The sequence below is a fragment of the Blastocatellia bacterium genome, assembly GCA_035275065.1.
In the GTDB taxonomy this organism is placed as follows: Bacteria; Acidobacteriota; Blastocatellia; order UBA7656; family UBA7656; genus DATENM01.
Genome location: DATENM010000081.1, coordinates 89,568 through 101,931 on the forward strand (window position 1 = coordinate 89,568; position 12,364 = coordinate 101,931).

A 12,364-nucleotide genomic window follows, 5' to 3' on the forward strand; every position below is an offset into this window, starting at 1 on the left:
AGAGGTTGACTTTATGGTGAATCCTAAACGGTTCTTCTCTCATCGTGTCGCGTGTGGATTGCTATCGCTGACGCTCGCCGTTGCGACCCCGATGGCAACCGCCGCACAGATCGTCAAACTGCCGCAGGCGGCGGCGCAAGAGCCGAAGCCTGCGACCGTCGAAACGCCCGCCATACCGCGCGTCGGCGTAGACGAATCGCAGGCGCTGGCGCTCACCTTATTCGATGTCGTCAAGCTCGCCTTGCAGAACAACCGCGAGATGGAAGTCGAGCGCGTCAACGTGCAACAGGCCGAATACGACTTGTTTGCGGCGCGCGGCGCGCGTGACCTGACGGTTAGCAACGCGACTTATTACGAGAACCGCACCGTGCCGGTCGGCTCGATTCTTTCCGGCGGCCCGAACGGCAGCCTGACGACAAAAACGCTGAACTTTGATTTCAACGCGCAGCAGCTTTTGCCGACCGGCGCGACCTGGCAGGCGCAGTTGACGAACGCCCGCGGCGAGTCGAATAGTCAGTTCGTCTCGCTCAATCCGCAGTACAACACGGCGCTGACGTTTCAGATTCGCCAGCCGCTGCTGCGCAGCTTTTCCATTGATGACGCGCGCCGCCGCATTCGCATCGCCAGCCGCCGCCTCGATATGACCGACAGCCAGTTCCGCCAGAAAGCCATTGACATCGTTGCCCGCGCCCAGCGGTCATACTGGGACCTGGTCTTCGCGCTGCGCGACGTGCAGATTCGCCGCGAGTCGGTCGAGCTGGCGCGCACACAGCTTGAGCGCAACCGCCGCATGGTCAACGAAGGCACGCTGGCGCCTATCGATCTGGTCTCGGTCGAAGTCGAGCTTGAGCGTCGCAATGAAACCTTGCTCACGGCGACCGAAGCCGTAACCCGCGCTGAAAACGCTTTGAAGCAGTTGATGCTCGGTGACCGCACGGCGGCGGAGTGGAACAAAGCCCTGATCCCGACCGACGCGCCAGAGATGCGTGAGGAGCATTACAGCTTGAGCGACGCCGTCACCGCGGCCTTCGCCAACCGCCCGGAGCTGGCGCAGAACAGCCTGCAACAGGAGATCAACAAAGTTGACGTGCGGTTTTTCGAGAATCAGACGAAACCGCAGGTTGACCTGATTGCGCAGTACACGACGACGGGCTTGAGCGGCACGGTCACTTCAACCGCCAACCCGTTCGCCGGCTCGACGCTCTTGCTGGTTGATCGGCTCAATCAAATCAGCGACACGCTCGGATTGCCGCCGGTGGTATTGCCGCCGAGCGGCGCGCTGCCCGGCTTTCTGGTCGGCGGTTACGGGCAGAGCTTATCGAATCTGTTCAGCAATGATTTTCGCGCCGTGCGCTTCGGCGTCTCGTTCAGCTTTCCGCTGAAGAACCGCACCGCCGAAGGGCAGCTCGGTCATGCCCTTGCCGAAAGCCGCAAGATCGATGCGCAGCGCAAGACGATTGAGCAGGCCATCGAGGTCGAAGTGCGCAACGCCCTGCAATCGGTCGAAACGACGCGGCTGCGGGTCGAGACGGCGCGCGCTTCACGGGTGGCGGCGCAGAAACAGCTAGACAGTGAACAGCGCCGCTTTCAGGCGGGAATCTCGACGACCTACTTTGTGCTTGAGCGCCAGAATGCTTTAAGCGAAGCGCAGGGCCGCGAGCTGCGCGCGACGACCGATTATAACAAGTCGCTATCGGAGCTTCAGCGGGTGATGGGCACAACCTTGACGACGGCGAACGTCGAATTGAAACCCGCGACAACGGCGCAAAAATAATTTTGATTGGATTAAGCCGAGAAGCGACCGCCGCGCCGCTGCTTGATCAGCTCGCGGAAATCGTCGCCTTCAATCAGGATAGAGCGGCACATTTCGTGCAGCCGCGAGCGCAGGCGCACGCCGACGCGATCCGTCAGCGTTTCGTCGTACGACGAGCCGATGGGTATGTCGAGATAGTTGGAAGTGAAGAGCGTGACTTTCTTTTCGTTGTATCGCTTGTTGATGATGTGGGTCATCGTCTCCTGCACCCACTCGGTCGGCTTGCTGGCCCCCATCTCGTCGAGCACCAGGACTTCGGCCTCGAAGACCGGCGCGAGAATCTTCAGCTCCGAATTGTGGGTGTTCGGGTTGTAGCTGTCTTGAATCTCTTTGAGCAGGTCGCGGAAATCGTAGAACAGTCCGGGTATGCCTTTGTTGATTAGCTCTTTCAGCGCGGCCACCGCCAGGTGAGTCTTACCAACGCCGCAGCGCCCAAGATAAAGCAGGCCGACGTCAACGACCGGGTACTCTTCGACGAACTTGCGCGTCGTCATCAACGCGCGCGCCAGCGACGGCTGCAACACTTCGAAGTTATCGAAGTTGCAATGCAGGAAGCGGCTCGGGATACGCGAATGTTGCAACAGCACATCGGCGCGCCCCGTCTTCTTGCATTTGCATGGGCGCACGCCTTTGCCTTCGACAAATTCCCAGCCCGTGCCGCCACAAGAGGCACACGGCACCGGATTCAAATTTGCCGCTTCTGGTAACATTCGTCTTCTCTTCGACTACCTGCGCTGTGATGACCTGCCGGAGAGGGGGGTCTCTCTGCTAGCAATCGTGCGGCATTATATGGCCACGCTCATGAAAAATCAATGGCAATCTCACATGCCGACGATCAAAACTATGTTGTTTTTTTGATGCGCGCTCTTGTTGCGCTTATCAACGCGACATGCGGCGCAGCGCGCGCTTCAGCACCGCTTCAATCGAGCCTTCGCCCGCCTCTCCCAGCGCGCGCTCGACGGCCTTTTCAGCGACCGCCTTCGGATAACCGAGCGCCAGCAGCGCGGCGACCGTGTCATCGCGCACCGCCTCTCGGCTGACGCCCGCGCCTTGCGCCCCCGCGGGCTCGACCTCGCCGGCTTCAAAAGTCATCTTCGCCAGTTTCTCGCGCAGCTCGACGACCAGTCGCTCGGCGGTCTTGCGCCCGACGCCCGGAATGCCTGTGAGCCGCGCCAGATCATTATTCCTGATCGCCGCAATCAAATCGTTGGCCGCTAGCCCTGACAACATCGTGACGGCGAGCTTCGGGCCGATGCCGGTGACGCTGGTGAGCTTTAAGAACAGTTCTTTTTCGTTGAACGTGCGAAAGCCGAATAGTTGAATCGCATCTTCGCGCACGTTGGTATGGATGCGCAGCGAAATGTCCGAGCCGGGCTCGCCCAGCTCATAAAACGTCGAAAGCGGCACGGTCACTTCATAGCCGACGCCGCCGACATCGATGATAATGCTGTTGGGTTGTTTGTGAGCCAGCTTGCCGGTCAGTTGCGCGATCAATTCCCTGCCCCCGTTTTCTTGAAGCTTGAGTTTAAGCAAGCGCGGCGGCACTGTCAAACTACGGCGCGGACGGCTATCTGCGAGCAGATGAGCGTCTGCTGAGAATCACGGCCTCGCCGCTCTTTCATTCCTCATTCAACTATGTATAATGGCTCCGCCGTAGGATGAGCGATTTCACCTCCTAAACAGCATCCTTTTCAGGGGCGTTCAGGCAGCCCTGTGATTGCGTGAGGCTCCATGGTTTCCCGTAGCATCTCGCATTACCGCGTCCTGAGAAAGCTCGGCGAGGGCGGCATGGGCGAAGTCTATCTCGCCGAAGACACGCGCCTTGCGCGGCAAGTGGCGCTGAAGGTTTTGCCGCCCCATGTCGCCGCAGATGAAGATCGCGTGCGCCGCTTTGTCCTGGAAGCGAAGGCGGCATCGGCGCTCAATCATCCGAACATCCTGACCGTTTACGACATTGGCGACAGTGAGAATTCACGATTCATCGCCACCGAATTAGTCAATGGCGAAACCTTGCGCAGCCGCCTGAGACGAGCGCCATTCTCTTTGCGCGAATCCGTTGACGTCGCCATGCAAGTCGCTTCGGCGCTCACCGCGGCGCACGGCGCAGGCATCATCCATCGCGACATCAAGCCGGAAAACATCATGGTCAGGCCCGATGGTCTGGTCAAAGTCCTCGATTTCGGCCTCGCCAAACTGCTCGCGCCGATTCGTGGCGCGGCTGACTCGGAAGCTGAAACGCTCGCTAAGGGAATGACACGGCCCGGCAGCATTCTGGGGACGCTGCAATATATGTCGCCTGAGCAGGTGCGCGGGCAATCGCTTGATGCGCGCTCAGACCTCTTCAGCCTTGGGGCTGTGCTTTACGAGATGCTCAATGGCAAGGGGCTTTTCGACAAACCGACACAAAGCGACGTGATCGCTGCCATTTTGATGGAAGCGCCAATATTGAGCGACCTTCCGCCCCAGTTGCAGAGTATCGTCGCCAAGTCGTTGCAGAAGGATAAAGCGAAGCGCTACCAGACCAGTCAGGAACTGCTGCTCGACCTCAAGCGCCTCAATCGCGAGCTGGAACTGAGCGACCAGCCAGTGGCGGTCTCGCCGCAAACCGGAGAAGTCGCGGCCTTCGCCACCAGCATAATGACGGCGCGGCGTTTTTCGCTGCGTCAGACGCTAGCCATTCTACTGCTGGCGTGCCTGGCTCTGATCGCGGTGTGGTGGTTTGCCGTGCGGCGTCCGGCGACGACTCCGGCACCGCTGAAAATAACCGAGGTCGCTACCTGGCGTAGCGCGCCTGGCGAAGGCTACAGCGTCGGCTCCTTATCGCCCGACGGCTCACGGGTCGCTTTTGTTACCAATATCGGTGGCGCTCGTAACATTAGTGTCAAACAAACCGCCGTCAATGACTCACGCGTGCAGACGATCAAAGACGGGCCCTACACGGATCAGCCGATCTGGTCGCCTGACGGCCAGGAGATCGCCTATTTTTCGACGCGGGGCAATCAACATGGCCTCTGGCGCGTGGCTTATTTGGGCGGCTCGCCGTCACTGATTCAAAGTGTCCCGGCCGCCGATACTAAACCGCGCTACTGGTCAAAGAGCGGCGAGCTTTACTACGAAGCCAAGCAAAACCTATTTGCGCTCAACGTCAAATTGGGACAGACGTCACAATTGACGAGCTTCGATTCGGCAAGCACTTCGGCTTACTCTCTCAACATCTCGCCCGACGAAAAGCAGATTGTTTATATCGCCGTAGAGGGCGAACAGTGGGGCGTTTGGACGATGCCGGCGCGCGGCGGCGCGGCGCGGCAAGTCGTCAACAGCGCGGCGGAAATCCGCAACGCCGTCTGGCATTCCGACAGCCGGCGGATTTTATACAGCGCGCTGGTGGACGGAGTATTTCAAATCTTCGTGACCGACACCGATGCCAGTCAGCCCGCGCAAATCACCTTCGGCGATAGTGACTGCTTTGTGCTCGACGTGGCGACCGATGGCGCGAAGATTCTTTACGGGTCATCGAAAGAAGAATCCGACGTCTGGAGTGTCAGCATCACCGGCGAAGAGACGGCGCTCACCTCTGACCTCAACTCTGAGTTGTGGCCGAGCATTGCGCCCGACTGCAAAACGGTGGCCTACTTGTCGGTCAAGAACCTGAGCCAGGGCGATAAGCTTGCCAGCGGCGCGATACTGCTCAAGCCAACCTATTCCGATGCGTCGCCGACGCAGCTCGCCGCCGATGCTTTTATGCCCACATGGTCGCCTGACGGCAAACAGGTGGCCTTCATGCGAGAGGCGGACGGGGTATATAACATCTGGGCCATTCAAGCGGTGGGGGGCGAAGCCAGGCAACTGACCAATGGGGGCGTACTGGCTGTTCCCCTCTCGGTTATGCCCTATAATCGCACGCAAACCAGTGATTTTGGCTGGTCGCCGGATGGCAGGAGAATCGTTTATCGCTCGAAAAAGTCGGGAGCGCCAAACCTCTGGCTGGTCTCGGCAGACGGCGCAAACGACACCCAAGTCACTGACAACCGCGATTCCAACCTGCGTTATTACAGCCCATTGTGGTCGTCGGATGGCAAGCGTCTGGCTTATACCTCAAAGCCAGATAACGCGGTTGATGGCAAGACGATCAATCGTGTCTGGGTGGTCGACGTCGAAACCCGGACGGCGCAAACGGTCTTTCAGTCAGAGAACTTTTTGCGCCTGCTCGGGTGGTCAGAGGATGGCAAGAGGCTAATTTTTGCTACTCTTAATGCCAAGCCGAGTGCGGCGTCTTTACCTGACATCAGCATCGCCGAAACCTCTGTCGCTCCTGGCGAGTCGCATACGCTGGCCAAGCTTCAGTCAGCTTATCTGTACAACATTCACCTGTCGGCAGACGGACGAATGATCGCCTATGTCGGGCAACCGGATGGCAAAGACAATCTCTATACAATGCCGACGGGCGGCGGCGCGCCCAAAAAGCTGACAGCGAACACCGATGCGAGGCTGTACTTCTCCAGCCTCGCCTGGTCGCCCGACGGCAAGGCGATCTATTTCGGCAAGCAGTGGCGTCACAGCTTGCTTTCGATGATCTCCAACTTCAAATGAGAGGCAAACACATGGCTAGACGAAATCTCTTGATAACCCTGATGGCACTTTCTCTACTGCTCGGTGGCACGGTCGCAACCACCGACACCGGCCTGGCCAAAACGCCACGGCAGACGGCAGTCTCCAGCCGGGCGCAGAACCCTTGCGCCACCAAAACGGATGCCGAAATCGTCGCCGAAATTAATGGAAAGATTAAGGCCGATAAACGCTTCAATGGCCAATGGAGGCATTTCAATGTCAGCTCAATTAACCACGTTGTTACGATCAATGGTTGGGTCAATGGGCGGGTTCAATACAACGACTTCCTTAAGTATGCCCGAACCAAGTGTGTCAAGAAGCTAAGAATAAAGGAGGGAAAAGACGTTTTCTTCTTTCCCTACCTCCATGTGGGATGCCCAACCGGGATGAAATTCTGTGGCGACATCTGCATTGAGCGGAATCAGGACTGTAACCTGATTCAATAGCTCGACACGCAACCGCCATGTCACCGTCAAGATGCATGCTGCCAGCGCGCGGCGGGCGTGATCGAGGCGCGTACGCGATAGTGAAAAGAATGGTACAGAAAAACAGGGAGGGATTGTCATGATGGTCAAGAGATTGTCCTACGCACTCGCCGCAGCAGTGATCGCGGGCGTCTTGAGCGCGCCATCACATGTTCACTCACAGCAAAACCCGCCTTGCGACAACCTGCCGACCGCAGGCAAGACCAATAAGCAAAAGAAGATGGACGCTTGCAACTGCGAGCAAGCGTCTGCCCAGGAGAAGCCGACCTATCGCGTCGGCGCAGCGCCTTTCGGTGGCAATGCCAAACCGCCTGCGGTCCGGTCGGCGCGGGTCGGGACGCGGCGCGACCAGGAAGAGGAGGATGAGAATCTTTATCACGGGCTGGAAGTCCCCGACCTCAAGGACAGGCGATCACCGGAAGTCGTCGGCTTGCTCGAACAAGTGGGGCGCGCCAGAAAAGCCGCGCGGCAGGAGGTGGAGGACACCCTTGAGAAGGCCCGCAAAATCCTGCAACTGAATCCCCAAAATTGGTACGCCAATATGGTACTGAAATCCCCCAAAGTGAAGAAAGCCTATGAAAACTTTATCGCTTTGCAAAACAGCGGCTCGTGGGTGAGCCGGCCCCGTTTTGATTGGCGCGAGCAAGGTATCGATGTCGGCCCGGTGCTGAATCAGGGCCAATGTCAGAGTTGCTGGGCGTTCGCGGCGATGTCGGTCTATCAAAGCAGTTGGGACCTGGAGCAGCACCGGCTCGGCGTCGGGTTTTTGGAGGTGACGGTGCCGGAGTATTCCACTTACCAGCGCATCCCCTCTGTCCAGCAGTTGCTCAACTGCATTGGCAAAGAGAAAGGCAACTGTAAGGGCGGCGGCTGGCACGGGACGGCCTTCGCTTTTATGGTCAGCACCCATGTCCCGCACATCCCCGACGATGTCGTCTGGAAGAAAGGCGAGCGCTCGCCAATCGAAGAATACACGGGCCGGGTGTCACGTTGCGAAGACACGCTACAGCATCGCAGAGTAGAACGCGGCGGCAAAACCTTTATAGAGCTCGAAGGGCCTGATTCTCATCCCCACTTGCCCGACGACAGCGAGCGCATACTGACGGCCTATGACCGCGCCCTCGCGTGGGGCTACGTCAACGAAAAAACACCCGATCAATTGCCCACGGTGGCCCAACTCAAGAAAGCCCTGATTGAGCATGGGCCGCTGGCCATGCCCATCCGCGGCGACAATTGTTTCAAAGTCTATCAGGGCGGCGTCTTCAACGGCCATAACATGGGCTTTCCCAATCACGTCATGGTCTTGATCGGCTGGGATGACGCGAAACAGGCGTGGCTGATCAAGAATTCGTGGGGCGTAAGGTGGGGCGAGAAGGGATTCGCCTGGGTCGCCTACGGCAGCAACAGCATTGGACTGGGCGCGGCCTGGATTCAGCCGACGCCTTCGACAAAGGACCAATAACGCCTGCCGAGGTTGCCGATAAAGACTCTTGAAAAGCGCCGCGCCTGCGGTATACTCGCCGGGAGTGATCCATAACTCCGGCGCATCTCTGCCCTATGCGTTGCCCCTGTTGGTTCACCTGCCCCGCTGGGTCTAGTTTTATGCTCATCTCGAAAAAGCACCGTGTGCTGTTCAAGCGCATCTTCTGGGTCTTCGTGCCCGCAGTCCTCGTGCTGGTGGTCGGCGTCGGCGCGCTCGGATTCTACATGATCCATCGCCTCAGCCACCCGGCGCGCACGGCACTATATGGCTCGCCGCGCGACTTCCAGCTCATCCTGCAAAAGCCGATGTGGTACGAGGAGAAATGGAAGAATTCCGACGGCACACAGGCAGTCGGCTGGCTCTTGCTGCGCGAGCGGCCCGCGCCCGTCATCATCCTCAGTCACGGATACGGCTCGAACCGCTCGGACCTGTTGACCATGAGCTTCGAGCTATGGAAGTCGGGCTATCACGTCCTGCTCTCCGACCTGCGCGGGCATGGCGAAAGCCCTGTGAAGTGGTGTGGGCTCGGCACCTATGAGCGCGATGATCTGCTGTCGGCGATCAAGTTCCTGAAAGAGCGCAAGAATGAGAGGGGCGAGCTGGTGCTGGATGGGCGCGTCGGCCTGTATGGCATTGACCTCGGCGGCTATGCTTCGCTGGCGGCGTCGGCTGAAGACCCCATCATCAAGGCGGTCGCCGTTGATTCGGTCTTCCCCGACGTCAATCATTTCGTCAACGCCCAGCTCAAGAGCGGCGTCGGAACCAATGAGATGGGCAACAAGCTGGTAGATTCGCAATGGACAAAGCGACTGGCGCAACTGTCCATGCAGATGTACCTGCTGCGCCGTGAAGACGGCGAGCCGGCGCTCGAAGCCGTGTCGACTGCCACGGGCCGCAGTCTGCTCTTTATCACCGCCAGCGACACAGGCGTTTACGACCTCATGACCCGCGAGCTTTATAATGCCGCGCGCGGCCAGAAAGAACTGGTCGAAGTCCCGCATTCACATATGAGCCGGCTCTACGAGAAAGAGGCCGCCGCTTACGATGCGCGCATCACCGCCTTCTTCCAGCAAGCAATGCCGGTCGCAACGGATAAGAAGAAGTGATGAGTGGTGAGTGATGAGTAAAACCCGGATGAATGCTTATCACGTCTCCCTTTCTACTCATCACTCATCACTTCAGACTGACTCGCATGGCCAGGGTGTCGCGTTGCCGCGCCAGCACCTCGGTTGTAAAGCGGCCGTCGCGCTCCAACCCACCGCGCCACTTCTCCAGGGTAATAACGACAAAGCTCGGCTCTGCTCGCAACGCCTCGGCGAGCTGGTCCTCCGACATCGCCATGAACACATCGTTTTCCCCGATGCCGCAGGCGACGCGGCCCTCTGAGTAAAAGACCGGCCCGTACTCTTTAAGCAGGATGAAAAAGGCGATGCGCTCGCCCGGCCTGAGCGCCGCCGCGGCTTCGAGTGATAATTGTTTCCGCGTCTGTTCCTCGTTCAACTGCGGCACCAGCGCAATCGCCGCGGAAGCAATGACGCTCAGTATCACGCCAGTCGCAGCCGTGATGAACAGGCCGCGCTTGCTGGCCAGGAGTGCCGCAATCGCCGCCAGCGCAAGGGCCACAGGTATTCCGTAAGCCATCGCGGATAAGCCGTCTATGCTGATGCCTTCGCGGCGCAGATAGTAGGCAAAGCCGCCGGCGATTGAAGCGATGAGCAGGGCCGTGATCCATGTCGCGCAAGCGGTTAACTTGCGCGAGATGTCGCGCAAGTTAACCGCTTGCGCGACATCTCGACTTGGGCGAGCGTCGGCGATGAAGGCTTCGATTTCAAATCCGACGATGATGGCCAACGCCGGGAACGCCGGCAGGATATAGCCCGGCAGTTTTGAGCCGGAGAACGAAAAGAAAAAAATCACGACCGCCGCCCACACCCAGGCAAAGGCCAAAAGCGCATGGCGCGGCTCGCGGCGCGGGCGCAAGCTTTTGAGCCGAGCGATGGCCGGCAGCAGAAACGCCGGCCACGGCGCTAACCCCGCAAGGGCAACCGGCAAGAAAAAGTAGAAGGGCTGCGGATGTCCGAACTCGTTCGACGTGAAGCGCTGAAAGTGGTGACGGACAAAGAACTCGTAAATGAACCCCCTGCCATGGCGCAGCATCACCGGCGCATACCAGGTTGCGGCGATCAGCAAGAAGACCGCCGAGCCCATCAACACTTCGCGCCAGCCGATTAAATCGCGCCGCCCCATCCAGGTGAAGTAGAGCAGAAAAATCAGAACGACGAGCGCCACCCCCGGCAAGCCTTTGGCCAGCACGGCCAGGGCCATTGCCGCAAACGACGCGAGCCACAGCAGCAGGCGCTTGCGTCCGCCGGCCTGCGTCGCCATAAAGCCTGCGAGCAGGGCCGCAGTCATCGCCGCCGTCAGCGGCATGTCAGGTGAAGTCACCCGCCCGTAGCCAATGAACATCCCGCAGGTCGCCAACACCAGCGCCATAATGAATGCCGCTCGCGGCGAGACCAGGCGTCGAGTGACGAAGTAAACCAGCAAGAGGGTCAAGGTTGCGGCGGTAGCGATAGGCAAACGCGCCGCCAGCTCGCTGACCCCAAACAGGCGGTAGCCGAGCCCCGCCAGCCAGTAGACGAGCGCCGGTTTTTCAAACCACAGGCAGCCGCAAAGGCGCGGCGAAATCCAGTCGCCGCTCATAAACATTTCGCGGGCGATCTCGGCATAGCGCGGCTCGTCCGGCCCCAAGAGCGCCATTCGACCAAGTCCGAAAAAGAAAGTGACCAGCGCAACCGCGATCAAGGCGAGCGGCGCAAGGAGTGATTGCTTGGCAGTCGGCAAGGGTTCATCTAAACTAATGGCTTCGTCCGCGGCGGGCCGCGCCGATGAATTCTCGGAAGGGTTCATGATGTTTCGTCGCTTGCGGCGATGGATTACTCAGTCTAGGCAGCCGCGCCCGCCCGGTCAAGCATCGCCACCGCGAAAGGCAGCCTATCGAGCTTATGATTCGAGCCGGAGTCATCGGCGTCGGCAGTTTCGGGCGTGAGCATGCGCGCGTCTACGCGCAGGCCGCCGACGCTCAACTCGTCAGCGTTTGCGACATCAACGAGACCAGCGGCCAGCGGGTCGCCGCAGCATTCGGCTCGGCATTCTGCGCCGATTACCGTGAGTTGATCGGCAAAGTGGACGCGGTAAGTCTCGCCGTGCCGACCGTCGCTCATGCCGAGATTGCCTGTGCGCTGCTCGACGCCGGCATTCACGTCCTCGTCGAAAAACCGGTCGCGCGCACGCTCGACGAAGCCGACGCAATGATCCGCGCGGCACGGCGCGGCGGCGCGGTGTTGCAGGTCGGCCACCTCGAACGCTTCAACCCGGCAGTCATCGCCGCCCGACAGATTGTTACCACGCCGCGCTTTTTCGAGGCGCACCGCCTGAGCCTGTTTACGCCGCGCAGTCTCGACGTGGACGTGGTGATGGACTTGATGATTCACGATATTGACGTGGTGCTTTCGCTCGTCGGCAGCCCTGTGCGCGAGGCGCGCGCCGCCGGCATCCCAATCCTGACGCCGCGCATTGACATTGCCAACGCCCGCGTCGAATTCGAGAACGGGTGTGTAGCCAATCTTACAGCGAGCCGCGTGTCGCTGGAGAAGGTCCGCAAAGTGCGCTTCTTTCAACCGCATGAATATGTTTCGATTGATTACGCGGCGCAGGAAGCCACCACGGTGTCGGTCAAGCCTGACGCCCAAGGCAGGATGCAGTTCGATGCGCGCTTGCTGGCAGTCGAGCGCGGTGAGCCATTGCGACTGGAGATTGACGCCTTCCTGGCGGCCGTTCGCGGCGGCGAGCTTCGCGTCAGCGGCGATGAAGGCCGCCGCGCCCTGGCGCTGGCCTTAGAGATTGTCGCCAGAATTCGCGAGCACGCCGAGCGCGCCGGCGTGCCATTTGCCGGTTGACCGAGTCGCGCCTGAT

Annotated in this window: 9 protein-coding genes; 6 read left to right on the forward strand and 3 right to left on the reverse strand. The window is 59.7% G+C overall.

Translation table 11 applies throughout. The annotated features are described in order from the left end of the window. The first annotated feature begins 13 nt into the window (after positions 1 to 13). Positions 14 to 1,774: a TolC family protein gene (locus tag VJ464_18580; protein ID HKQ07141.1), complete on the forward strand. Its 1,761-nt coding sequence runs from the start codon at positions 14 to 16 to the stop codon at positions 1,772 to 1,774. Positions 1,775 to 1,785: 11 nt separating this feature from the next. Here VJ464_18580 and VJ464_18585 read toward each other — a convergent pair whose 3' ends face one another. Continuing rightward, positions 1,786 to 2,523 (reverse strand): ATP-binding protein, encoded by a 738-nt coding sequence (locus VJ464_18585; GenBank protein HKQ07142.1) that lies wholly within the window; start codon positions 2,521 to 2,523, stop codon positions 1,786 to 1,788. Positions 2,524 to 2,692: 169 nt separating this feature from the next. Continuing rightward, positions 2,693 to 3,307, reverse strand: a complete 615-nt coding sequence (gene ruvA, locus VJ464_18590; protein ID HKQ07143.1) for a Holliday junction branch migration protein RuvA — start codon at positions 3,305 to 3,307, stop codon at positions 2,693 to 2,695. Positions 3,308 to 3,544: 237 nt separating this feature from the next. Here ruvA and VJ464_18595 point away from each other — a divergent pair, with 237 nt between their 5' ends. From VJ464_18595 to VJ464_18610, 4 genes are all read left to right on the forward strand, one after another. Then, a complete protein-coding gene (locus tag VJ464_18595) occupies positions 3,545 to 6,403 on the forward strand; it encodes a protein kinase (GenBank protein ID HKQ07144.1) in 2,859 nt (952 codons plus the stop codon). A gap of 11 nt (positions 6,404 to 6,414) precedes the next feature. Next, the gene (locus tag VJ464_18600) at positions 6,415 to 6,867 is read left to right on the forward strand and encodes a BON domain-containing protein (protein HKQ07145.1); all 453 of its coding nucleotides are present in this window, start codon (positions 6,415 to 6,417) and stop codon (positions 6,865 to 6,867) included. A 118-nt stretch (positions 6,868 to 6,985) separates the two neighbouring features. Continuing rightward, positions 6,986 to 8,368: a C1 family peptidase gene (locus tag VJ464_18605; protein ID HKQ07146.1), complete on the forward strand. Its 1,383-nt coding sequence runs from the start codon at positions 6,986 to 6,988 to the stop codon at positions 8,366 to 8,368. Positions 8,369 to 8,508: 140 nt separating this feature from the next. Then, positions 8,509 to 9,495 (forward strand): alpha/beta fold hydrolase, encoded by a 987-nt coding sequence (locus VJ464_18610; protein HKQ07147.1) that lies wholly within the window; start codon positions 8,509 to 8,511, stop codon positions 9,493 to 9,495. Positions 9,496 to 9,562: 67 nt separating this feature from the next. Here VJ464_18610 and VJ464_18615 read toward each other — a convergent pair whose 3' ends face one another. After that, complete coding sequence (locus tag VJ464_18615) at positions 9,563 to 11,299, reverse strand: glycosyltransferase family 39 protein (GenBank protein ID HKQ07148.1); 1,737 nt, start codon at positions 11,297 to 11,299, stop codon at positions 9,563 to 9,565. Between the two features lie 95 nt (positions 11,300 to 11,394). On the opposite strand from VJ464_18615, the gene VJ464_18620 reads away from it, so the two are divergent. Next, positions 11,395 to 12,348 carry a Gfo/Idh/MocA family oxidoreductase gene (locus VJ464_18620; protein HKQ07149.1) on the forward strand — a complete coding sequence of 318 codons (954 nt, stop codon included), beginning with the start codon at positions 11,395 to 11,397 and terminating at the stop codon, positions 12,346 to 12,348. Positions 12,349 to 12,364 lie beyond the last annotated feature (16 nt).